Below are 24,451 nucleotides of genomic sequence, written 5' to 3'. Positions count from 1 at the left end.
AAGGCTTGAATCCACCGATTTTACATTTTGGCAAACAGCAAATAAACAAAAAAAGCACAGCCATCAGACTGTGCCTCGCTAAAACTGAAAATCAGAAATTACTGCTGCTGAGACTTGATGTAGTCGTAAGCATCTTTTACAGTTTCAAATTCATTAGCCTTGTCATCAGGAATAGAAACACCCATTTCCTCTTCAATAGCATAAACAAGCTCATAAGTGTCAAGGCTGTCTGCTCCAAGGTCGCCACGGAAAGATGCATCCATTGTAACTTTTGACTCATCAATTCCGAGTTTTTCAGCGATAAGCTTCTGAATCTTTACAAACAATTCGTCCATTTTAGTCTCCTGATTTAGCCATTAACTTCTGGAGTAAGAACCTGACGGCCCTTGTAGAAACCGCATTTCTTGCATACGTGGTGCGGAAGAACCAAGTTTCCGCAGTTTCCGCATGCTACAAGATTCGGTGTGTCAAGATGCATATTAACGCCACGTCTTCTCTTGGTTACAGCTTTTGAAGTTTTCGATCTAGGTACTGCCATAATATATCCTCGCTATAATTTTTAGTCGTCTGTATAACGGTTTTTGATATTACTACAGATTCCTATTTCTTGTCAAGAATTATACTTGCATTATGAAACATTTGTCAATGAATTTCATCATCTTTTTATGACATTTTGACGATTTTTGTTATTTTGAAACAGAATTCTGCACAAAAAACTTCTTTTTCATCTCGATTTCAACAAGTTTTGGAACCATTGTGCTTATGTCGCCGCCAAAACGGGCAACTTCCTTTATGCTGCTTGAGCGCACAAGAAAATATTTCTGCGCAGTCGGAATCAAAAGAGTTTCAACATCGCTGTTCAAGTGCTTGTTCATAAGGGAAAGGTCAAACTCATGAGAAAAATCCATAGCGTTCCGCACTCCCCTAATCAGCACATTTGCGCCGGATTTTCTGCAGTAGTCGGCAACAAGTGTATTCCATATATGAACAGTAACATTTTTGTAGTTTTCAGTAAGCTTTATAAGCAAGTCGTAGCGTTCCTTGTCAGAAAAAAGACATTTTTTGTCAGGATTTACAGAAATCAAAACATCAATCTTATCAAAAAGGCGGCTCGCTCTTTCTATTATATTCAAATGTCCGTAAGTCGGAGGATCAAAAGACCCTGGAAAAACAGCTGTAGTCATGCAGATATTCTAACAGATTTCAAGATTTTTAACAATGAAAACAAAATCAATTAACAGTGCAAACGCATTATAAATAATTTAAGTAAAGTTTGCGCGAAGGAACTGTTCCCGGTGTAAAAAACACTCTGATTGTTGCGGCCGTGTGAGCGGGCAATTCTATAGTTGCTTTGCAACAATCAGAGTGTGGCGCATTATCGCGCGATTTTGCACCCGGAAACCGTGTCTGGAAGCCAGTTTTATGCTGAATACATTTATAATGCGTTTACCCGGGACTTTTAATTGACCAAACAAGAGAAAGATATTAGAATTGCTTTTATGGAAAAATTCTTTACAAAACTAAGCTTAATTTCACTATTTGTGTTTTTATCCTGCACCTCTGCCACTGTTGAAAAAACTCCCCAGACAGAAGAGCAGCCAGAAAAACCAGTAGTAATAGAAGAACCAGAGCCAGTCCAGGAAATTGAAGAAGAGCCTATAGTTGTTGAAAAAACTGACGATGAATACACAAGATCAACAACAGCGGTTTCTGTCTCAAAGGAAGTTTTCAATGAAGACAAGTCAAGAATCCTAAATATAATCAAAGATCTTGACACTTACATGAAAAACATGGATTACCGCGGCTGGATTTCATATCTTGATTCGGACAGTTTAAACTATTGGTCAAAAAGACAAAATCTACAGAAAGCGGCAAACAGACTTCCAAAAAAAGGTCTAAGGCTGAATACAATCGAAGACTATTTCAAATTTGTTTTTATTCCAGCAAGAGCCGGACACACAGTTGATGAAATCCGCTACGAAACAAAATCACTTGTAAAAGCTGTTCAAGTTCAGAACAACACAGACGTAGTTTACTACAACTTCCACAAGGTTAACGGCCAGTGGAAACTTGTGCTTCCAAAGAACCCGGACTAAGTTACATTTTTCTTGCTTTTTTGTGAAAAATATTCTAAACTTGAAAAGATTCCATAAGGAGGAATAGTTATGAAAGTATCAAAGCTGATTGCAGGCGCCTGTTGTATTTTTATTTGCCAGGCAGTTTTTGCACAGGAACAGCAGAATGGAAAAGAGCAGACTTCAAGAAACGAAACGACTGTAGAAGACGAATACTTAAGCAGCGTACAAGATGTAATAATCGGAGAGCTTGCCGCTTCTGATGAATATGACAATAAGATTGTAGCCTTGCAGTACTTGGAAGAAGCTATCGGCTCTGGAAGAAGTTCTCCAGACATGGCAGCAGCACTTTCCCGCCTTGCAGGTGAAGGAATAAAAAGTCAGTCGCGCACAAACGGCCGCATAATGAACAACTTCCCGGACATCCGCGCAAAAGCCTGCGATCTTCTTGGAGAAATTCCTACAGTTGAATCAAAGAATATGCTTGTTTCAATTGCCACAGAAGACAAAGAGCCTATGGTTGTTACAGCAGCTATCCGTTCATTGGGAAATATCGGCATGAACGACAATGACGAAGTTGTAAACATGATTGAATTCGTGCATAAAAAGTATGCCGCCCTCAACCCTACAAGTTCGCTTGCGCTCGAAGTTCTTAACGCTTACGAAAAACTTGCTCCTACAGTTCAGAACAAAAATGAAATGATTCAGTCAATTTCTTCAATCGGAACAAACTACAAATATGTAAGACCTGTAAGACAAAAGGCATTGCAGCTTTTAAAGTCCATTCAGGGAAGCAACAATTCAAACAACAATAAAGAGGGAAAATAAAAGACCGCAGGCGTTTTTCGCCTGCAAGTTTTACAAAAGCGGCTGAAAATCCAAACCACAGTCGCTTCACAAAAGCCTCTTAGTTTTCTATTCGGATTCTTCTACACAATCAGTTTTATTTTTTAAAAGGAATTTAGATTAAAAAAAGTAACTGAGAGATACGGGATTCGAACCCACAACCTTCGGCTCCGGAGGCCGACGCTCTATCCAGTTGAGCTAATCTCCCGAAAAGCAAAGATAGATTATATTTTTGTTTTTAAAATGTCAACTGAAAAAAAAACATTATGGAACCAATAATATTAGCTTCTTCTTCTCCTAGGCGGCAAAAGATTTTAAAATTCCTAAACATCCCTTTCATTGTAAATCCTGCGAATATTGACGAGACAATTCCTGCCGACATAAAGCCAGAGGAAGCCGCGGAATTTTTAGCAGCAAGAAAAATAGATGCGGTTGCAAGAAAGATTCCGGCGGAAAACGAAATCGGCTGGATTCTGGCAGCAGACACAATAATCCTCCACAAAAATAAAATCTTCGGCAAACCAAAAAATCAGGATGAGGCAAGAGAATTCCTAAATTCACTGCAAGGAACAACACACAAAGTAATCACTGGAATCGCGCTTTTTAATGGAACCGCCCACTACATGGCGACAAGAACAAGTGTAAACAAAGTAACTTTTGCCGCAATGTCAGAAGCCGAAATTGAATCCTATCTTGAAACAAGCGAATGGCACGGAGCCGCGGGCGCATATAGAATTCAGGGAAAAGCCTCATGCTTCATAAAGAAAATCGAAGGAACTGAAAGCTCTGTAATGGGCTTGCCTATATTTGAGCTATATGATATGCTTAAAGAGCAAAATTATAAGTTTACAGTTTGATAAACGATTTTGCCGGACATTTTTTCATAAAGAAAATATGTTACGAAATCATCCGGGCTGATAAATCAGCTACGAGAAACAAAGCCGGTGGAAAATTTTCAGCATTAAGGAAATTTTCCGGTGAAGGAGTTAATCATGGCAGTTGTAACCATGAAAAGTCTTCTTGAGTCTGGAGTTCATTTCGGACATCAAGTAAAACGCTGGGATCCACGTATGAAGAAGTACATCTTCGCAGAACGCAACGGAATCCACATTATTGACCTGCAGAAAACAATCACTGCAATCAAAGACAGCTATGATGTTGTACGTAAAGTTGCATCATCAGGAAAATCAGTTCTTTTCGTAGGAACAAAAAAACAGGCACAGCAAGCTATTGCAAAAGAAGCAGAACGCTGCGGAATGTACTATGTAAATAACCGTTGGCTTGGTGGAACACTCACAAACTTTACAACAATCAAAAAATCACTTCTCCGTCTTAAGAAAATTGAAAAAATGGAAGTTGACGGAACTTTCGATAAGCTCACAAAGAAAGAAGTCGCCGCATACATGAAAGAGAAAGAAACTCTTACAAAGAACTACGGTGGAATGAAAGACATGAAGGAACTTCCTGGCGCAGTATTTATCATTGACACACACAAAGAGCAGATTGCTGTTGCAGAAGCACGCCGCATGGGAATTCCTATCATTGCTATTGTTGATACAAACTGCAATCCAGAAGGAATCAACTACCCTATTCCTGGCAACGATGACGCAATCCGCGCAATCAGCCTCTTTACTTCTATTATTGCGAACGCCGTAATCGAAGCAGACAATGAACAGGGACTTAAAATCATCGACACTCTTGGAGACGAAGATGACGTTACAACAGACGCAACAACCAAGAAAGAAGATGAAGAAATTGTTGACTATTCGAACTACACTCCTACAGAGCCAAAAGAAGAAGACGCAGAAGCTGACAAAAGAGAAAGCGAGCTTTTGGACGAGGACAATTACACAAAATAAAAATATCTCGGAGTAGAAAATGGCAGATATTACAGCCGCTATGGTAAAAGACTTGCGCGAAACAACAGGCGCAGGAATGATGGACTGCAAAAAAGCTCTTGTTGATACAAACGGAGACTTTGACGCAGCAGTAAAGCTCTTGAAAGAAAAAGGACTTGCCGCAGTTGCAAAACGTGCAGAACGCGCAACTTCTGAAGGACGCATTTTTATCCGTCAGAATGGAAACAAAGTTGCTGTTGTTGAGCTTGTATGCGAAACTGATTTTGTTGCAAAGAATGCAGAATTCATTGCTTGCGGTGAGAAAATCCTTGATGAAATTTTTGCAAAAGGATACACAGAAATCAACAAAGAGCTTTCTGATGTTCTTTTGGACTTTGCAACACGCACACGCGAAAATATGTCTTTATCAAAGATTCAGGTTATCGATGTTCCTGAAAATTCAGTTGCAGGAATTTACATTCACTCTGACTTCAAGACTGCAGCTGTTACAGTTATCAAAGGCTCTACAGACGAAAAAGTAAAGGAATTTGCACGCGACTGCTGTATGCACCTTGCTGCATTTACTCCTGCTTACAATAAACAGGAAGATGTTCCGGCTGAATACATCAATGAGCAGAAAGAGATTTTTGCAAAACAGATGGAAGACGATCCAAAAATGGCTTCAAAGCCGCAGAATGTAAAGGACGGAATTCTTCAGGGCAAAATCAACAAGCATCTTGCCGAAATCTGTTTTGTTGACCAGATGTTTGTAAAAGACGACAAAAAGTCTGTAAAAGCAAAACTTGATGAAGTTGGAAAATCAGTGGGCGCAACCCTTGAATTTGTCAGCATAAATCTTTTGCTTTTAGGAAAATAAAATATTGCGGCAGGCATTTTCAAAGCAAAGTGCTTGCCGCAGTTCTTTTTAATCGACTTAAAAAAAAAAGACTTAATTATTTGGAGAAATTATGGCAGACAACGAAAGCCGAATGGAAAAAACAGTCAACTCATTGAAGGAAGAATACAAATCAATCAGAACAGGAAGAGCCAGCGCAGCAATTTTTGACAAAGTACGTGTTGACTACTATGGAACACCTACACCGCTGAATCAAGTTGGAAACATTTCAATTCCAGAAGCCCGCACAATTGTAATTTCTCCTTTTGACAAGTCAATTATGGGCGATATTGAAAAAGCTATCCAGAAAGCAGAGCTTGGACTAAATCCAAATAATGACGGAAAGGTAATCCGCATTGCAATTCCGCCTCTTACAGCAGACAGAAGAAAAGAGCTTGTAAAGCAAGCAAAAGCTACAGCGGAAAATTACCGCACAACAATCAGAAATATCCGCCGCGATGGAAATGAAGATTTAAAAAAACAGCAAAAAGCAGGCGAACTTACAGAAGATCAGCTCAAGACTGAAACTGAAAAACTTCAGAAGCTCACTGATAAATATATTGAAGAAATCAACGGAATTTACGAAGCAAAAGAAAAGGAAATAATGGAATAAATTCCATGGATGATTTATTCAACAATGACGCATTGCCTGTTCATGTAGGAATAATTATGGACGGCAATGGTCGCTGGGCAAAAAAGCGGAATCTACTCAGAACCAACGGCCACACAGAAGGCTTAAAAAGAGCAAAAGAAATTGCAAAAGCGGCTTCTGACATCGGCTTGAAATTCCTTACTTTTTATGTTTTTTCAACAGAAAACTGGAAACGCACAGAGCAGGAAGTTGGATTTTTAATGAACCTTATACATTCATATCTTTTAAAGGAATTCGACTTCTGCAAATACAACAACGTTAGAGTCCGTATGCTCGGCGACAAGTCAAGACTGCCGGAAAATGTAAGAAAAGACATTAATCAAATCGAAAAAGATACAGAAAATCTTACAGGGCTTACAATTTGCCTCGCAATAAACTATGGCGGACGCGACGAAATTATCCGCGGTGTAAAAAAACTTATTGCCGAAGGAAAAACTGAATCTGAAATTTCAGAAGAATCTATTTCAAAAAGCTTTGATGTTCCAGAGCTTCCTGATGTAGATTTGCTTATAAGAACTGGCGGAGAAAAGAGACTAAGCAATTTTCTGATGTGGCACTCGGCTTATGCGGAGCTGCTTTTTTCAGATACGCTTTGGCCTGATTATTACAAGGAAGAATTTTTCAAAGACATAGGAGAGTTTCAAAAAAGAAGTAGAAGATTTGGAGCTGTTCCAGTATGAATAAAGTTGTTTCCCGTTTATTGATTTTTTTTATCGGAATTCCTATTGTCATAGCCTTTATAGTCGCGCCTTTTTGCAATCACATTTTGCTTCATATTTTGGTCTGCTTGATTTCTGCGCTTGGAGCATCGGAACTTTATGATATTTTTTCTGTGAAATACAAGCTTCTGAATAAAAAACTTATTATAGCTGAAAGCATTTTCATTCCACTTGTGGCGGCTCTTTATGCCATTTTGCCGTCTTTGGGAATCAGCTTTTATTCAGGACAGGAAATTATAACATTTGCGTATATCGTGACGATTTTGATTTTATTTACAGTCGAAGTTTTTTCCCAAAAAGAATTTGAAGCCTCAAACACACGCCTCGCCTCCTCTATTTTTATAATAACATACACAGGATTTTTGCTTACATTTATTTCAAGAATGACAACTTGGACTCTTGACGGAAAAAATATAACAGTTCCAGTTGTTTGCGTCTTTATCCTGATGGTTTTTATGTGCGACAGCATAGCATGGTTTTTGGGCGTTTTATTCGGAAAAAGAAACCGCGGAATTGTAAAAGCAAGTCCAAACAAAAGCTGCATCGGATTCATCGGCGGATTCATCGGTTCTGTAGGAGCTGGAATTTTAGGCTATTACTTGTGGCCGCAAATTTTTTCAGGCTCAATTCTTAAGATTGTCTTTACAGGACTTTGCATGGCTCTTTCTTCAATTGTCGGCGACTTGACAGAATCTGTATTAAAACGCTCATCTGGAATAAAAGATTCCGGCAAAATAATTCCTGGGCGCGGAGGAATTTTGGATTCAATTGACTCCATCGTTGTTTCCGCTCCTATTTTCTATCTTTTAGTTTCAATTTTATTCGGACCATTCAACTGATGAAAAAAAGAATTCTTGTTTTAGGCTGCACCGGATCAATCGGAAGCCAGACTCTTGACATTGCACGCAAAATGAGCGGCAGTTTTGAAGTATGCGGAATTTCAGCTGGAAAAAATGAAGAAAAAGTAAAAGAATTATGCCGCGAATTCAACTGCAAAGGAACTGTTTTTTCAAAAGATGGAATCGAAGGTCTTGAAAAACTCATAAAAGAAAGCAAAGCCGATATTGCAGTAAACGGAATAGCTGGAGCTGCCGGGCTCAAACCTTCAGCTCTTGTTTTGGAAAATGGAATCGACTTGGCACTTGCAAACAAAGAAACAGTTGTAATGGCGTGGAATCTTGTAAAGGAAACTGCCCTAAAAAACGGAGCAAGAATAATTCCAGTAGACAGCGAGCACTCGGCAATATTCAACTTAGTGCAGAAAATAGGCTCGAAAAATATAAGCGAAATAATAATAACCGCAAGTGGCGGACCGTTTAGAAATCTTTCAGATGAAGAGCTAAAGACAGTTTCAATTGAAGACGCATTAAAGCATCCGACTTGGTCAATGGGACCAAAAATCACAATCGACAGTGCAAGTCTTGCAAACAAAGGTCTTGAAGTTATTGAGGCTTGCAGACTTTTTGATTTTCCACCAGAAAAAGTGAGCGTTGTAGTTCATCCGCAAAGCCTGATTCATTCGCTCGTAAGAACAAAGGACGGAATGCTGTATGCGCAAATTTCAAATCCCGATATGCGCCATCCAATATTCGGAGCGTTAGTCTGGCCGGAACTTTCAGAAAATTATCTTGAAAAATTTGACCTTGCATCTTGCAAAGAAATGACATTTTCCGCTCCAAGATTTGACTCGTTTCCGCTTTTGAAGACAGCGTTCAGCTGCGCAAAAAAAGGCGCAAGTTACACAATCGCATTCAATGCCGCAAACGAAATTGCAGTTCAGGCTTTTCTTGAAAAAAAATGCGCCTTCACTGATATTGCAAAAATTGTAATCAACACACTTGAGCTTGACTGGGGCACACAGCCAGTTTCAATTGAAGAAATTTTCAGCATTGATAAAAAAGTCCGCCTTGAAGCAGAACGTCAGCTTGCTTTGCTGTCAGGAGGAATCCGTTGACATTTGTTTTGGGAATTCTAGGACTTGGTTTTCTTGTATTTTTCCATGAACTAGGGCATTTTATAGCTGCAAGAATTTTCGGAGTAAAAGTTGAAGCCTTTTCAATCGGAATGGGACCGGTTTTAGTTCATCGCACTTGGAAAGAAACTGACTACAGAATTTCCCTTATTCCTTTGGGCGGATACTGCGCAATGAAAGGCGAAAAGGATTTTCAAGATGCAATGGAAAAAAATCTAAAGGAAATTCAAGGCGAAAAAGATTCATTTTACGGCATTCATCCTTTAAAAAGACTCGCAATAGCATTTGCAGGTCCGTTTGCGAATTTTCTGTTCGGATTTCTTGCATTTTTTACAATTGCAATTATCGGCTATACGTACTACAGCGCAGGCACAAAAGTTTCCATGGCAGACGAAATCTACCCTGAACTTTATTCTCCTGCCCATAATGCCGGAATGGAAAGCGGAGACAAAATTTTAAGCCTGAATGGAACAGCAGTAAATGACTTCAGCGAAATCGCAGCCTTTATTTCAACTCATCCAGATGAAAATATACAAATTGAAGTTGAGCGTGAAGATAAAATTCTTTTCTTTAATGTGAAAACTGAACTAGACAAAGAAACGGGCATTGGAAAACTTGGAATTGTTTCAGACCCGGAATCAGTTGTTGCACATGAATATCCAAGGCACGGATTTTTCGGCGCATGCAAAGAAGGATTCGTACAAAGCGCAAAAATTATTGCGTTAACAGGAAAAAGCATAAGAATTCTATTCAAAGGCGTGAATCTTACAAATGCAGTTTCAGGACCGGTAAGAATCACTTCGATTTTGGGAACAACTGTAAAACAGGGATTTGCGGCAGGATTTAAAGAAGGCGTAGTTTCCACGCTGGAATTTCTTGCGCTTATAAGCATTTCACTTTTTTTAACGAACCTGCTTCCTATTCCAGTTTTGGACGGCGGCTTGATTCTTTTTGCGCTGATAGAATTTTTGGCACGCAAGAAAATAAATCCAAAAGTTTTGTACTATATTCAGTTTGTCGGAATATTTTTTATAGCACTTCTTTTTATATTTGCCATTACAGGCGACATAATTTATTTCCTAAAAAAATAGAGGTTTTCCATGAAAAAACTCATAAATATCGTTCTGCTATTCTTATCGTTCAGCCTTTACTCTCAGACAATAGCTTCAACTCAGTCACATGAAGGAAAAGTCAACGCCCTGCTCTCTTCGGAAACAGAATCTTCTTCTGACAACTCCTTTTATTCAGTGGGAAACGACGGATTTATTATAAAATGGACTTCGGACGGAATGGGCGACCACTACCAGGTTTCAGACCTGCAAGTGCGGCTTGTGGCAAAAAATCCAGTTTACGGAGACATCGCGGTTTACGAAACAGACGGAGTTTCAAATCACAGGCTGACTGTAATAGATTCAAAGACTTACGCAAAGAAGTTCTCCAAGAAATTCGCAAACTCAATAGTTTCAATTTCGTTTTCAGCAAAGGGAAAATATCTTTTTGCAGGAACAACGGCGGTAAACGGAACTTTTGTTCTAAATGCGCGCACTGGAACTGTAATAAAAAAAGCAACCGATGTTTCAGGAATTGTTCCGCTCATTCTAACAGGCGATTCAGAAAAAACTGCCGTCATGTACTCAAAATCTGGAACGCTCTATTATTACGATTTAATCGGAATGAAAGTCAAGGCGAAATTTTCCGCACCAAGCTCATTGAACCAGCTTACACTTTTTGGCACAGGGAATTTCAAAAACAGATTTATTGCCGGAGAAAAAAACAATACAATATTTATAATCGATGCGACTTCAGGCAAAACACTTGCTCAGTATCAGGCAAATTCGCCGATCATTTTCACTTCTAAATCCAGCCACGAAGACAAGCAGGGACTTTATTTTATAGCTGACGGCGGAAAAAATTTCTCGTTGCAACTTGTAGATCAAGAATCATTAAAAAAACTTCTTACAGGAAAATCGGCAGCCTCACCGCTTATCATTAAGAATTTTACAGGACTAAAAAGCCGCGACAAATTTACCTGCGCCGCAAAAAATGCAGAAACTGTAATGCTAGGAACACAAAATGGAGCGCTCTATTCCATGACAGACATTCCAGAATCTGAGCTGTACAGCATTTTTGCAATCACAGAAAATATGTACCAGAAAATCTACGATATTGATTCTGATGAAACCCTTTTCTATCTTTTGACAAAAAACGCAATATTTAAAACTTCTTATGACACAAAAGCCATGTACAGGCTTGGCTCTAGTTTTTCGCATACAAATATTCTAAAGTACAACGATTCTCTCATTTTGTGGTCAAAAGGCACACAGCGTCCAGTTCAGCAGATGTCTTTGGACGGAAGCGAAAATACAAAGACTTTATTCACACCATCTGCTCAGCTTAAAAACTTAAGAGTATTCAAAAATAAAATTGTCTATATTCTTGGAACTTCAATAGTCGCAATCTATGACATGGGAACTGGAGCAAATTCAACTGTATACACAGGAACTTCGGTTCAAGATGCGGTTCTTGTAAATGAAAATCTCGTTGTCGTTGCAAAAACTTCTACAGGAAAAGGAGATTCCGCAGTCGTTTCTGTAAACACCCAGACAAAAGAAACTGTTCCGCTCAAATTCAATGGAGATGTTGTTTTCTCTCTAAGCTATGATGAAAACAAGGAAAATTCTCCTGTATACGGAATTTCAATTGACTCGGTAAACGGCACATCTAAGACATTTGTATTTTCTTACTATCCGAAGTCTGGAATCCAAAATTCGCTGTTCACGTTGCAGTCAGAAGATGCCGCTGCATTTACAGAACTTGAATATCCGTTTGTATTCACAAACATCGGTAAAAACCAAGTACGCTCATACAACATTTCAGCAGGAAAAACAACTGTATTCCGCCGCTCCGCTTCTATGCCGCTAAAGGCCGCCGCATCAAAAGATAGAGTCGCAGTTCTTAACTATAATGGAAGCATTTCCTGGTACAATCCAAGGTCACAGATTCTTCTTGCGGACTGGTACTTAACAACAGACGGCGACTGGATAGAATTCTAATTTTTGCAAAAAAAATCCGCGCAAAGCAAACAAAATGCAATGCACGGATTCATAAAGACTTTCTCTGAAATCAGATTCTTATCTTTTTATTCAAGCCAGCGTAATATTCTTTTCTAAGCTGCTTAACCTGATCATCCTTGAGATAATCATCAAAATTCATCATTCGGTCGATTATTCCCTTTGGAGTAATTTCGATGATTCTGTTTGCAATTGTCGAAATGAACTCATGGTCGTGGCTTGAAAACATTACAACGCCCGGAAACTTTACAAGACCTTCGTTCAAGCTTTCAATTGACTCAAGATCCAAGTGGTTTGTAGGATCGTCAAGAATCAGAACATTTGCACCGCTAAGCATCATTTTTGAAAGCATACAGCGCACTTTTTCGCCTCCTGAAAGAACCTTTACCTTTTTTAGTCCATCATCGCCGGAAAAAAGCATACGTCCCAAAAATCCGCGTACATAAGCATCATCCTGATCAGGAGAATATTGCTTGAGCCAGTCAGTTATTGTAAGTTCGTTGTTAAAATACGCTGAATTGTCGCGACCCATATAGCTATGGCTCGTAGTCTGACCCCAGCTGTAAGTTCCGCTTTCAGGCTTTTTTGTTTCCGAAACAATATCGAAGAATGAAGTTATTGAGTTATGCTCCATTCCAACAAAAGCGACTTTTTCACCAGGATGAATTGTAATGCTAAAGTCATTGAGCAGAACATTTCCATCGTCGTCCTTTGAATTCAATTTCTCAGCGGTAAGGACAAAGTTCCCAATCTCGCGTTCAGGCTGAAATCCAACATAAGGAAATTTGCGGCTTGTAACGGGAATATCCTCAAGCTCCATTTTTTCAAGCATTTTTTTGCGGCTCGAAGCTTGACCTGACTTTGAAACATTGCTTGCAAAACGCTGGATAAACTGCTTAAGGTCTGCCATTTTGTCTTCGCGTTTTTTTTGCTGATCTTTTGCCTGCTTTTGAAGAATCTGGCTCATCTGATACCAGAAATCATAGTTTCCGGTAAACTGGGTGATTTTTCCGTAGTCAATATCGCAAGTAAATGTGCAGACCGCATTCAAAAAGTGACGGTCATGAGAAACAACAATAACGCAGTTTTCAAATTCCAAAAGAAATTCTTCAAGCCAAATAATGGACTCAAGGTCAAGACCGTTTGTAGGCTCATCGAGGATAAGATAGTCAGGATTTCCAAAAAGAGCCTGAGCAAGAAGCACGCGCACTTTTTGGCTTTCATCCAGCTCGCTCATCATTCTGTCGTGGAATTCTTCCTCAAGACCAAGACCAGAAAGCATCTGCTCAATCTGATTTTCAGCCTCGTAGCCACCAAGCTCACCAAATTCCGCCTGCATATCCGCAGCCTTCATTCCATCTTCATCAGAAAAATCTTCCTTTGCATAAATTGCATCAATATCTTTTTCCAGCTGATAAAGCTTCGGGTAGCCCATTTTTACGGTTTCCTTTACCGAATATCCGTCATACTTAAAGTGATCCTGGCTTAAAACCGACATACGCTCGCCGGGAGTAATTGTGATTGTTCCCGTATCATGTTCGATTTCGCCAGAAAGAATTTTCAAGAAAGTTGACTTGCCTGCTCCGTTCGCACCGATAATTCCGTAGCAGTTTCCTTTCATAAATTTTATGTTCACATCTTTGAACAAAGGTTTTTCACTAAACTTTAGGCTTACGTCTGTTACTGTAATCAATTTTTTTCTCCGATTTATTTTTTTCCAAAGAAGGATTTTATTCTAGCAAACACGCTTTTTTTCTGAGACGTTTTTTTAGATTCAGCAGACTTTGAAGAATAATTCTTTTTCCCTGAAGCATTTTTTTGCACTGAAGAATTTTTCTTTGCAACGCCCTGTTTTTTTGTAGAAATTTTCTGCTTATTATAAGATGAGCCGGATGCAAAAGACGCATATTTTTCCTTGTAAATTTTCATGCGCTCTTCTGTTGACATTGAGGCAAGTTTATCTTCATCAATATAAACACGCCTGTCGCGCTTGTATTCTTTTTTGGCTTCCTCGTTGCGTGAAGAATAACGTCCGCTTCCTTTTTTTGAAGATCGTCTTCTGTCTGAATTGCCATTTTTTCTATTATATTCAGCTGCGCGGCGGCGGCCAAATTCGCTTTTGTCATTGTAATCTTCGTGATAGCTGTCAAGCTTTATATAAACACCTGCGCTTTTGTCTTCGGCAAACATGGATTCATCTGCAACACAGCTAGGAATGGACTTTTCGATATAACGCTCAATTGGCGGCAAGGAATAAACGTCCTGCTCGCTGCAAAAAGTGAAAGCCTTTCCTGATTTTCCGGCACGGGCAGTTCTTCCAATTCGATGCACGTAATTTTCAGCCTCATTTGGCAAGTCGTAGTTTATAACCATCGCAAGGTCGTTCACGTCAATTCCACGGGCAGCGACATCCGTAGCAACAAGACACTTTATAGCTCCAGCTTTAAATTTGTCCATTATGGTCAGACGCTTTTTCTGCGGAAGATCTCCTATTATGAACTCGCTTTCAAATCCGTTCATTTTAAGACGTTTTGCGACAATCTCGCAGCTCTTTTTTGTGTTGCAGAAAACAATCAGGCTTTCAGGCTTTTCATGCGAAATAATTCCAAGCAAAAGTTTCATTTTGTCATCGCTTGAAACATGGAAAAGCTCCTGGGCAATTTCGTCAACAGTTATGTTTTCCGCGGCGATTGTAATTTCTGCCGGATTGCGCGTATATTCCCAAGCAAGATTTTTTACATAGGAATTCAAGGTCGCACTAAAAAGCATAGTCTGCCGTTGCTCGCTTGAAGGCAAAACTTTTATAAGCGTTCTTAAATCCGGATAAAATCCCATGTCAAACATCCTGTCGGCTTCATCAATCACAAGAAAAGCAACAGAACTCAAATCCATCTGGTTTCCATGGTTCAAGTCGATTACGCGTCCCGGAGTTCCAATCATAATGTCCACGCCTTTCTTCAAGGACGCAACCTGCTTGTCATAGCCAACACCGCCATAGAAACTTGCGCATTTAAGTGAAGTGAACTTTGCAAGCTTCTGGGCTTCTTCCTGAACCTGAACCGCAAGTTCTCTTGTAGGAACCATAACCAAAGCCTTTTTTCCAGCCGACTCTCCGCGTGTCAAAAGCTCCTGAATAACGCTTGTTAAATACGCCGCAGTTTTTCCAGTTCCTGTCTGCGACTGAACATACAAATCCCTTCCTTCCAAAGAAGACTTTAAAACCTGCTCCTGAACAGGCGTACAATCCACGTAGCCTGCACCTTCAATTCCCTGCAAAAGGCTCTCGTGTAAAGAAAATTCTGTAAATTTCATTGCTAAATCCTAAAAATATAATTGCATCTTTTCGATAAAAGTAAATTTCTTTCTATATTATAAATATTTAAATAAGTATACAAGTTTTTTCAGATAGTATCAATTGAAATAAGATAAATGAATTTTTATTCACACAAAAAATCCCGAGGAAAATTCCCCGGGAAAAACATTGTTCACTTCTAAATTTAGATTTTATTATCTGCCATTTTCGGAACCGCGAACTTTACGTTCAACTGTTCTACAATTTCTTCTGCAGATGATTAATGAATCGGATTCGCCAACCATACAGTCTGTTTTCCAAGGGATTTATCTGCCGTTTTATTTTTTCCAGAGCAGCCGGCAAGGGTCATCATAAATATTGAAATCAAAATATCTGTCTTTTTCATTTTCAAAAGCTTAAATACGCTGGCACTCGAAGACTCCTCCTTGTACTTCAACTATAAACATTAACAACTATCAATCCATGATAGTTGTTAATACTTCTGGTTTGAGCTGACCATTGATCATGTGGTCTTCCTTCATCCGCATGAAAGTTGCGTCTTCGTCTGTCTTTGAGTAGCTGTTTCTGTTATTAAAAGTGGCGTCTGCTTTTTCGTATTTTTCTTTTCTTGGAAGATAATCCTTTTCAATCTGGCGTTTTGCTTTCTTCAGTTTTTTTTTACGTTTTTTGAATCTTCGTCATCAAGGCCATTTATTTCGGCGAGTTTTCTATTGATCCGCTCGGCGACGGCTTTGATTTCCTCACTTGTTACTGGAGTATCTACCTGTAAGTTTTCTTCTACAACTCGATAAATGTAATAGTAGCGTTCCTGAAGATTTTTTACTTTGCTGAAAATTGCTATATGATGAGAAAAAGGAACTTTGAAAAAATCTTCTACAGGAAAGTCTGCAAGATTGATTCCCGAAAGCTTAAAATCCGAAATTGGAATTATTGCTGTTAATTCGTCAGACGTGTCTGACGAATTAAGTTTTTCGGGCAATTCGTCCGTCATAACGGACGAATCAGAATCTTCTAAGAAATTCCAGTTTTCATAAAAAAGACGCATTTTCTTAAGACTTGTAGCCGAAAATCCGCGTAATCCAGGCAGTTCCTTTCTAAGTTGAGAACTTATGGTTTCAAGAACGCTTGTTCCCCAGTTTTTTTTTCCTTTTTTTGAAGAAAGATAACGACCAATGCCATAATAAAGAATTAGCTGAACGCGAGTAGTTTCCTTCGCTGCCTGATACTGAGACTGTAAAATTGTTTTTTTTACTGCTTCTACAGCGGTGATCAGTTCTTGGTTCATTTTATTCCTTTTCTCTTGTATTATTACTTTCTAATAAGTCTTTGATTTTTCTTAAATTCTCATAATTTCCTTTGGAAAATAAATCTTCATAATCTTCAATTCTATCAATCTCATCTGGTGAATCCAAAATTGTATTTATAAAGGTTAATTGGCTTAAGACTTTTTCGATTTTTACTTTCAGCTTTAACTCTTCATTATTTACTTCTTGAAGTTTGTCATTTAATTCAGCGTTTTTAGTTCTGTATTCAATTATTGAATTCCAAAATGATTTTTCTACACTTTCTGGAATTTCTAATTTATCAATACCCTCTACGGGAGAATTTAATAGTTTTTCTATAGATTGAGCTTTGTCAATCAACTTAAGAATCGCTGTTATTCTTTTAGATTCTAATAAAGTAAAATCATATTTATCTACTAACTCTTTATGGGATAGAATAAGTGAATCTTCCATTATGGATAAGCAATACAATTGCTCTGTATATTTTTTTATTTTTTTACAACAATCTTCTGGTAAATAGTTTATTTCATGCTTTTCTTTTCTCAATATTTTTTCATAGTCATTCTTTGATGAATAAGAAAGTTCATACAAAATTATTTCCAAATATTTATCATTTGCAATATTTTTTATAGAGTCCCACTCAAATTGTGTAAAATAATTAGGTTTCTCTGTTTGAAAAAATTGTTCTATATACTTTTTATCAGAATCTGATGATAATCCATTTATCCACTGCTTTAGATTTTTTAGCCACCACTGTTTTATATCTTGCGTAATTTTGTTTTTTTCGATGTCAGAAATTATATTTATATCTAATGCATCTTCAATAACTTGAACAATTTTCGAAACATCGTAAATCTCATAGCATTTGGATTTTATAAATTCCTCATATAATAAGAGTGTTTTTTCCCTTTCAATTAGCCAAACAGATTCTTCTACCAAATCAGGTTTAGAAATTGAAAGGATTTCCACATAATCATTTTTACTATACAACATATTACGCAAATTTCGAAATTCGTTGAGAAAATAATCTTTTACAGCTGAAATAATTTTTTTCTGTTCCTCATTATCAAGTTTTAATTTATTTATTTTATCATTATTCAAGTAATTTAGGGCAGATGACTCTTGCAATCCTTTTGCAGAAATGAAGTAATCTCTTTTTATAGATGCTATTTCATTCTCAATTGCCATTCCTCGTATTTCTTTCCATCGCGATTCTGACAATAAAAATGGTTTGTCACGAGAAAATATTTTCTTTCGGTGATATTGTAAAATAGAAGTAATCCAATAATCGTCGATAAGATTTTTTACACCAAATAACAAATAAAACAACATAGATACAGCAAAAAAAATCAATGCAAATCCAACCTTTGTTTGAGAAGAAAAAACTTCTGTTGCTTTTCCTTTATCATGCTTAATATCTATTTTTAAGGAATCTGAACCATTAATATTCATTGTTATAATGATAGAACCGTCCTTTGGAAGTTTTGAATAACAAATCTGTTTCCCATTACTATCAGTCAGTTCAAATTCTTGAATATTATCTTGTTCTGAATATTTTTTTATTTCATATTTTTGAATGTTACCATTCAATGTAATTACTAAGTTTTCTGCAGTTGCGTTTCCAACATTTTGAATTCTTAACTGTTGCACATAATCTTTTTCAGATGGAATAGAAATTGGCGCTGAAAGATTATATTTCACATCTATTTTTTCTTTGTTTATGTACAAAGTAAATAAAGCTACAAATATGCCTGCAATAACAGTGCCCAAAACCCCTAAAAGAAACTTTTTCATAAGTTACATCTCTCCTTATACCTTCCAAACAGTTTCATCCCCACAGATATTCCTGATTTTCAGACGCAGCGGTTTTGTTTCACTCTTGATTGCACCGTCCCAGAATTCTTTTGTCTTTATACCATTCTTAATAACAAAACCGAGTTTGTCTATTTTGATTTCTGAATCTGAATGCCACTCACCTTCTGTTGCAGTACAATCCACGCTGATCCATTCGATGAGTTCCAGACCTTCTTCTGAAATGACAATCGGCTTGAACTTTTTGCCTTTGGAATTGAGCTCGCATTTTTGATTGTAGGCGTTTATGTGACGCATAACCCGGTCGCTCATAAATGATTTTATGGTCAGCTTGTATTCCGGAATTAGTTCTTCCTGAATTTCGCTCACTTCAAAATCTGCGGTGTCTTCAATTACTATGTCATCAAGCAGTTCTTTTAAGTCGCGGAATTCAATTTTAGCAAGGGTTGATTTGTCTGCTTTGACGAATTCTTCAATTTCTGAAATGTCAACCACATCAACATAATAGATAATGACACGACTTGGAGTGAAAGGAAGATTTCCCAGATGCTCATGCAGGATGCGGCTCATAAACGGCTTGTCTAAAATCTTGCACTCACTGTTTTTTAAATCCGGAAGATAAACTGGAACAGTGCCGTCTTTTATACTTTCTATACAGCCCGCCCAAAAGTCTGAAAGCCCTTCCATTTTTCCAAGCCCGGGTACGAGAGACTTTAGTTTTTCCATAGTCTGAACGGGATTACGGAAAAGAGAAACGCCGTCTTTTATTTCCAAAACTGAGAAATTCACGTCACCCCGAACATGATTCGGGGTCTCTTTCTGAGCAATCAAGCGGTCGCGCACGGTCTGGATTGAATTGATGCCCACATCGCAGTGAATGAAACGGCGGTTAAGTTTATTTGCTACAGCTGCCGTTACACCAGAACCGCCGAAGAAATCTGCAACAAGCATATTTTCATCGGAAGATGCTTTAATGATGCGTTCAAGCAGGGCTTCAGGTTTTTGTGTGGCGTAGTCAATGCGTTCATCTGCTTGGGAATTAACGGCATTTATATCTGTCCATAATGCTTGGCATGGCATTCCCTTTAATTCATCAAGATAAACTTTTGTTCTTATTCCACCATTTTTTGTTCTGTATAGTCGCCCTTCTTCATCCATTTTCTTTAGAGTTTCGTATGGATAACGCCATAGCGTTCTATAACCATCATATTCATAATCATATCCACCGCCTTGCAATCCTTTAGCAGTTGGATTACCACTATCCCATAATCGTCCATCTGGATCTTTGTATTTAAAACGAGCAATATATTTTTCATCATAATCTTGAAAAATTGTATTAAAAATTGCTGAATCAGATTTTGTGTAAAAATAAATCATATCATAATTGTTACCAAAAAAGCCTGAATCACTATGAGCCGTTGCTCTTTTCCAAATTATTTCGCTCCTAAAATTATCTTCACCAAAAATCTCATCCATCAAAATCTTTACATAATGACCAATATGATAATCCAGATGAACATAAATACTGGCAGTTTCACTCATCACGCTTTTTATGGCGCACAGGTTTTCATACATCCAGTTCAAGTATTTTTCTTTATTCCAAACATCACCGTACATTTTTTCTTCAAAACTTTTCAAATCTTCAATTTCAAGTTCTTCTTCTGCCTGCTTCAAAGCCTTTGCCAACTTGGGATTCTGACGGATGTAAACGGTCTTGGAATAATCAGCTCCGCTTGCAAAGGGCGGGTCAATGTAAACTAAATCAACAAGAATACCTTTTTCTTTAAGATAGGCACACGCAGAAACACATTCCCCGCGAATCACAAGGTTCTGCTTTGCTTTTTCTTTATCGCCGAAAGTTTCAACAGTCTGCATTTCATACAAAGGCATACCGCGTATAAGTTTACCTTTTATATCATAGTTTCCTTTATAACGGAGAGTGCGAGTAAAATTATCTAAAAGAGCCTGCCCTTCAATCGGCTCCGGAGTGTATGGGATGTATTTAATTGGCATTTTTGATCTCCATTTTGCGTTCTAATTCTTCCAAATATAAGTCATAATCGCTTTTATACAGTCTATCCTGCACAATGCGGTATTTTTCAAACTCAGTTTCGGCATGAAGCTTTGCAATTTCTGCACTGACTTTTCCAGCATCCTGCAAAAGTCCGTATTCAAACATCTGAATAAAGCCGTTCAACCTTTTTTCCCAGTCTGCCATTGTGAGAGGGATTTTTCGTAATGCCATATTTTCCGCAAAGTCAAGATAAGCTGTAACCATGCGGTTCAACTGAGAAAGCTCAAATTCCGAAAGATAATTCTTTGCAATCGTTACATCGCTTTTCTTTATTTTTCCGTTCGGAGCGTCCTTCCATGTAGTCAGCCCCATGTGCGGTTTTTCTGCATTTGCTCGTTCTACGATAAGTTCTGCTGCTGTATGCCCGTGAACCGCAAAATGCATTTTATTCTGGACTGTTGCATAAAAGCGTTTTGTAGAAGCTGCATCCCTGTCATAATCAATTGATGTTGCATAAATATCCGTTACTTTCTGATAAAACTTGCGCTCACTTGCCCGTATTTCACGAATTCGTTCAAGTTGTTCTTCAAAATAATCTTCAGTAAGAATGGAGCCGCCGTTTTTAAGCCGCTCTTCATCCATAACCCAGCCTTTAATCGTATAATCCTTTGCAATCTGATTTATCCATTTTCTAAACTGAACTGCACGCTCAGAATTAACTTTAAAACCAACGGCAATTATCATCTGAAGATTATAATGCTTTGTGTCATAAGATTTACCGTCTGCGGCAGTTATCCGAAAATTTCGGATAACTGAAGCTTCTTCTAGTTCTGAGTCATCAAAAATCTTCTTGATATGATAATTTATTGTTCGGACATCAACATCATACAAAATAGCAAGCATTTTTTGTGTAATCCAAATGTTTTCATCTTCGTAGCGGACTTCTACACTATTTTTATCATCCCCATTGGCTGCCACAAAAGTTAAGTATTCAGCTGCGGAACTTCTAATTGTAACTTCTTTTTTTTGCTTCTTTGCCATTTACTTTCCCTCCCCAAAAAATGCATTAACATGTATGATTGTCTTTTTAATTCTTTCTTCGTCCGACTCATTATCTTGCAGATAAAGATATGAGAATTTTTCAGCACCTGTTTTTTCATTGTTCATCTTTATAAAATATTGCTCAACAAATTCCCGACGAGCAATGAAATTCGGGTCATTTGCATACAAACTGCCTTTTGTTTCAACAATTAAAACTTTTCCGACTTCGTTTTCTGATTTCCTTTGCAAGATGATAAAATCAGGTGTATATTCACCGACATTTGCCCAATCTTTTTCAGTTTTTTTATAACAGTGAATCCTAAAATCAGTCAGCATGCGGTCTCCGTTATAATAAACTTCAAGATTGTATTTTGATACACACTCTTCCTTTAATACTTCGTTAAGAAATTTCTGTTCAAAAAAGCTGTCTGTTTTATATGGAAGGTAATGAAAAGACCGGTCTTTATTTGGAAAAGGGCAAGCCTTATTTTCAATATCATCAGCCTCTTTATTTAAACCTGCTGCACGGAGGGCTGTAACGGCAGCTTTTGTCTTTTCATCAATTTCAGTTTTTCCAGATTTATCTGCGTCAATTATCTTTTGAACTTCGATTTCTTCAGGGTAATAATCTTTAATTTTAGATGACGCAACTTCGACTTGTGGCGAAAACTGTTCTATGCACAGCAATCTTACTGATTCTTTGATAAATTCTTCTCTGACAGAAAAATCTCGTTTTTCATAAAAGGCAGTTCTGATGAGTGAATTTAATTTTTGTATGTCATAATGAGAACTGAAATATGTCTCGCCATCAGCTTTATATGAGACTTCATTAAAGACCTTGCGCAATGCCTTGTCATGTTCATGGAGTTTTGCAACTGTTACAAAACCAAAACTCTCTCTCGCTATTTCATAAAGCCAAGTATTGTATCGTGCCGGAAGTTTTCCATGCTCAGAAGAATCAATATCGATATTTGTGAAATCTGCTTTCCTGACATCAAACTGTTTATTTATAACTGCTTTCTGTTCAGAATTTTTTACAGCATTTGAAATAACATTATCAGTATTAGGCTCTTCCACAAGCAGAGTGTCATATTTGATTGAATACTGATACAGCGGTATTGGAGGAAGCTTTAAATGCTCAGTACGATTATATCTGTTAAGCGTTTCGGTAGCACCTCTTGAGCCCTTCTGGAATTCATCAAGATTGATATGCTGCTGTTGCTCAAGTTGCTTTTTAAGTTTTTCAGCATTTGAGTCATTTAAATATATTAAGGCAGTTTCTTTTTTACCACGCTCAACCTGACGCAAACATCTACATGAAGTTTGCAAAACCATATTTGTAGGACAATCCCCCTCTTGCGAAAGAATTACCCCTGCAAGGCTCCGGCAGTTCCATCCTTCTTTTCCAATCTGACAAAGGAGAATTATTCGTATTTTTGATTCGCTTCTATCAAGAATCCTGAACTGATAATCACTATCCTGTGGCTTAGGATGATTTTTATTTCCGTCATGATAGCGTAAAATATGCTCATTAGGATTCAGTCCGTACTCCATGATGAGATTTGAAATAAACGGATAAACTTCTTCTTCAAGAAAATCTATTCCTTTTCCGCAATAAACCGCAAGTTTAGCCTGCAGTGTGCGTGGCGGGCGGTCATAAATGGTGTCTTTATATTTTTGTAAGAATTCACGTACGCCGCTTTCAACAATCTGCATACTGTCTTTATTGTCAGAAACCTTTACGATTGGATATTTCAAGAAGTTTCCTATTGCGTCTACAAGCGGATAATAATAAACGGTATTAGAAATATCAGACGAGGCAACAGAAAGAGAATCTGTAACAGGTATTTTTTCTGCTTTATCCAAGTATGGTGTACCAGAAAAGCCGATTACATTTGTCACATTTTTCTTTTCACCATTTGCCCAACGGTTCACCACAGAGCGGAGTTTTATGTCACCATCTGTTGCATGATGAACCTCGTCGATAAAAACAGAAAGCTGTGGGAGCTTCCCAATCCAGTAACGAAGTTCATTTGCCTCACGGTCTTTTGTTTCCGAACTTTCTTCAAATAATTCTCCCTGTTCTGCACGAACAAGTCCGTCAAGAATAACCTTTTCTGCATTTGTTACAGCCACAAGGCCTGTTAAATCCTCAAATGGCTGATGTAAAGCCAGCTTCTGTACATTTGGATTTTTAGTTCTATTTGATTTTTTTGCAGATTTGTTTTCATCCAACACTTCAAAAATCATTTGTCTCTTTATTTCGCTCGCTGTTGGTTCAGGCAAAACCCAGGCCGGATTAAATTCCTGAATTGTTCTAAGGCTTGGAATAACCGAAGTTTTTAAGCCTGACGGAGCCAAAATAATGAAGTTTCTGGCAAATCGGCTGTCATCAGGATTCTGCATTGCAAAATACAAATCAAGATAAATAAAAGCTGCCATCAAAAATGTTTTTCCGGCACCCATTGGAAGACTGAAAAGATAATCGGAATAAGTAACGCCATAGAATATTTTTTTGAATATGGTTTCGTAATTTATATTTTGTGGATTCTTTTTTATTTCATCTGTAAGTTTTACAGAAACCTGCGCTCCCTTTTCGTTTTTCTGTGATGCATATTCATACAATGCAAGGGCCGCTTTATTATGAAAAAGAGTCTCGCGGGCTAGTGTAGAAAGCTCCATGCTATTCAAATCTTCCTCTGAAAGAGAATTAAAAGCGCCATTGCAAAAGAGTTCATAAAGTGGCTTATTGTCACAGGCTATTTTTAAAAAAAGATATGTTTTTATTGCTTCTATCTGCGCGTCGCGAAGTTCCCCTGTAGAAATCATATAGGAAATCAAGTTTTTTATTTTGCAATCACTAGAAGATAACCATTTTTTGCATGATTTTTGAATCATTGTATGAAGCATTTTTATTAAT

Annotated in this window: 22 protein-coding genes and 1 tRNA gene; 11 read left to right on the top strand and 12 right to left on the bottom strand. The window is 37.8% G+C overall.

Features of this window, described 5'->3' with window-relative positions:
• Positions 1-98 precede the first annotated feature (98 nt).
• The 3 genes from acpP to coaD form a co-directional block, all read right to left on the bottom strand.
• Positions 99-335, bottom strand: a complete 237-nt coding sequence (gene acpP, locus TRESU_RS06185; RefSeq protein ID WP_013701409.1) for an acyl carrier protein — start codon at positions 333-335, stop codon at positions 99-101.
• A gap of 14 nt (positions 336-349) precedes the next feature.
• Positions 350-538, bottom strand: a complete 189-nt coding sequence (rpmF, locus tag TRESU_RS06180) for a 50S ribosomal protein L32 (RefSeq protein ID WP_013701408.1) — start codon at positions 536-538, stop codon at positions 350-352.
• Between the two features lie 148 nt (positions 539-686).
• Complete coding sequence (coaD, locus tag TRESU_RS06175) at positions 687-1,184, bottom strand: pantetheine-phosphate adenylyltransferase (RefSeq protein WP_013701407.1); 498 nt, start codon at positions 1,182-1,184, stop codon at positions 687-689.
• 315 nt (positions 1,185-1,499) lie between these two features.
• On the opposite strand from coaD, the gene TRESU_RS06170 reads away from it, so the two are divergent.
• The gene (locus tag TRESU_RS06170) at positions 1,500-2,096 is read left to right on the top strand and encodes a hypothetical protein (protein WP_013701406.1); all 597 of its coding nucleotides are present in this window, start codon (positions 1,500-1,502) and stop codon (positions 2,094-2,096) included.
• Positions 2,097-2,165: 69 nt separating this feature from the next.
• Positions 2,166-2,903 carry a HEAT repeat domain-containing protein gene (locus tag TRESU_RS06165; protein WP_013701405.1) on the top strand — a complete coding sequence of 246 codons (738 nt, stop codon included), beginning with the start codon at positions 2,166-2,168 and terminating at the stop codon, positions 2,901-2,903.
• 152 nt (positions 2,904-3,055) lie between these two features.
• Here the strand turns inward: TRESU_RS06165 and TRESU_RS06160 are convergent.
• Positions 3,056-3,129: transfer RNA gene (locus tag TRESU_RS06160), tRNA-Arg, on the bottom strand.
• Positions 3,130-3,187: 58 nt separating this feature from the next.
• Between TRESU_RS06160 and TRESU_RS06155 the strand changes: the two genes are divergently transcribed.
• The 9 genes from TRESU_RS06155 (at position 3,188) to TRESU_RS06115 (ending at position 12,050) form a co-directional block, all read left to right on the top strand.
• Positions 3,188-3,778 (top strand): Maf family protein, encoded by a 591-nt coding sequence (locus TRESU_RS06155; protein ID WP_013701404.1) that lies wholly within the window; start codon positions 3,188-3,190, stop codon positions 3,776-3,778.
• Between the two features lie 135 nt (positions 3,779-3,913).
• Positions 3,914-4,780 carry a 30S ribosomal protein S2 gene (gene rpsB / locus TRESU_RS06150; RefSeq protein WP_013701403.1) on the top strand — a complete coding sequence of 289 codons (867 nt, stop codon included), beginning with the start codon at positions 3,914-3,916 and terminating at the stop codon, positions 4,778-4,780.
• 19 nt (positions 4,781-4,799) lie between these two features.
• The gene (gene tsf / locus TRESU_RS06145; protein WP_013701402.1) at positions 4,800-5,636 is read left to right on the top strand and encodes a translation elongation factor Ts; all 837 of its coding nucleotides are present in this window, start codon (positions 4,800-4,802) and stop codon (positions 5,634-5,636) included.
• Positions 5,637-5,727: 91 nt separating this feature from the next.
• Positions 5,728-6,267, top strand: coding sequence for a ribosome recycling factor (gene frr / locus TRESU_RS06140; RefSeq protein WP_013701401.1), 540 nt, complete (start codon positions 5,728-5,730; stop codon positions 6,265-6,267).
• Between the two features lie 5 nt (positions 6,268-6,272).
• Positions 6,273-6,986 carry a polyprenyl diphosphate synthase gene (gene uppS, locus TRESU_RS06135; protein WP_013701400.1) on the top strand — a complete coding sequence of 238 codons (714 nt, stop codon included), beginning with the start codon at positions 6,273-6,275 and terminating at the stop codon, positions 6,984-6,986.
• The gene (locus TRESU_RS06130) at positions 6,983-7,864 is read left to right on the top strand and encodes a phosphatidate cytidylyltransferase (RefSeq protein WP_013701399.1); all 882 of its coding nucleotides are present in this window, start codon (positions 6,983-6,985) and stop codon (positions 7,862-7,864) included. The genes uppS and TRESU_RS06130 overlap by 4 nt, the downstream gene beginning before the upstream one ends.
• On the top strand, positions 7,864-8,979 hold the full coding sequence (gene dxr, locus TRESU_RS06125; RefSeq protein WP_013701398.1) for a 1-deoxy-D-xylulose-5-phosphate reductoisomerase: 1,116 nt from the start codon (positions 7,864-7,866) through the stop codon (positions 8,977-8,979). The genes TRESU_RS06130 and dxr overlap by 1 nt, the downstream gene beginning before the upstream one ends.
• Positions 8,976-10,088: a M50 family metallopeptidase gene (locus tag TRESU_RS06120; RefSeq protein WP_013701397.1), complete on the top strand. Its 1,113-nt coding sequence runs from the start codon at positions 8,976-8,978 to the stop codon at positions 10,086-10,088. The genes dxr and TRESU_RS06120 overlap by 4 nt, the downstream gene beginning before the upstream one ends.
• Before the next feature lie 9 nt (positions 10,089-10,097).
• A complete protein-coding gene (locus tag TRESU_RS06115; protein WP_013701396.1) occupies positions 10,098-12,050 on the top strand; it encodes a YncE family protein in 1,953 nt (650 codons plus the stop codon).
• 70 nt (positions 12,051-12,120) lie between these two features.
• Here TRESU_RS06115 and TRESU_RS06110 read toward each other — a convergent pair whose 3' ends face one another.
• The 8 genes from TRESU_RS06110 to TRESU_RS06080 all read right to left on the bottom strand — a co-directional run bounded on the left by TRESU_RS06110 (position 12,121) and on the right by TRESU_RS06080 (position 24,441).
• Complete coding sequence (locus tag TRESU_RS06110; protein ID WP_013701395.1) at positions 12,121-13,761, bottom strand: ABC-F family ATP-binding cassette domain-containing protein; 1,641 nt, start codon at positions 13,759-13,761, stop codon at positions 12,121-12,123.
• 14 nt (positions 13,762-13,775) lie between these two features.
• Positions 13,776-15,380: a DEAD/DEAH box helicase gene (locus TRESU_RS06105; protein ID WP_013701394.1), complete on the bottom strand. Its 1,605-nt coding sequence runs from the start codon at positions 15,378-15,380 to the stop codon at positions 13,776-13,778.
• Positions 15,381-15,640: 260 nt separating this feature from the next.
• On the bottom strand, positions 15,641-15,766 hold the full coding sequence (locus TRESU_RS15805; RefSeq protein WP_273352739.1) for a hypothetical protein: 126 nt from the start codon (positions 15,764-15,766) through the stop codon (positions 15,641-15,643).
• Between the two features lie 261 nt (positions 15,767-16,027).
• Positions 16,028-16,666 carry a DUF1016 N-terminal domain-containing protein gene (locus TRESU_RS06100; protein ID WP_052299552.1) on the bottom strand — a complete coding sequence of 213 codons (639 nt, stop codon included), beginning with the start codon at positions 16,664-16,666 and terminating at the stop codon, positions 16,028-16,030.
• 1 nt (position 16,667) lies between these two features.
• Positions 16,668-18,458 (bottom strand): hypothetical protein, encoded by a 1,791-nt coding sequence (locus TRESU_RS06095; RefSeq protein ID WP_013701393.1) that lies wholly within the window; start codon positions 18,456-18,458, stop codon positions 16,668-16,670.
• A 15-nt stretch (positions 18,459-18,473) separates the two neighbouring features.
• Positions 18,474-20,489 (bottom strand): site-specific DNA-methyltransferase, encoded by a 2,016-nt coding sequence (locus TRESU_RS06090; RefSeq protein ID WP_013701392.1) that lies wholly within the window; start codon positions 20,487-20,489, stop codon positions 18,474-18,476.
• Positions 20,479-21,531 (bottom strand): virulence RhuM family protein, encoded by a 1,053-nt coding sequence (locus TRESU_RS06085; RefSeq protein WP_013701391.1) that lies wholly within the window; start codon positions 21,529-21,531, stop codon positions 20,479-20,481. Before TRESU_RS06085 ends, TRESU_RS06090 begins: the two co-directional genes overlap by 11 nt.
• Positions 21,532-24,441 carry a DEAD/DEAH box helicase gene (locus TRESU_RS06080; protein WP_013701390.1) on the bottom strand — a complete coding sequence of 970 codons (2,910 nt, stop codon included), beginning with the start codon at positions 24,439-24,441 and terminating at the stop codon, positions 21,532-21,534.
• Positions 24,442-24,451 lie beyond the last annotated feature (10 nt).

This window comes from Treponema succinifaciens DSM 2489 (genome assembly GCF_000195275.1).
Taxonomy (GTDB): domain Bacteria; phylum Spirochaetota; class Spirochaetia; order Treponematales; family Treponemataceae; genus Treponema_D; species Treponema_D succinifaciens.
The sequence above is the reverse complement of the archived record's forward strand: the minus strand, read 5'-3'. Positions and strand labels throughout refer to the sequence as shown.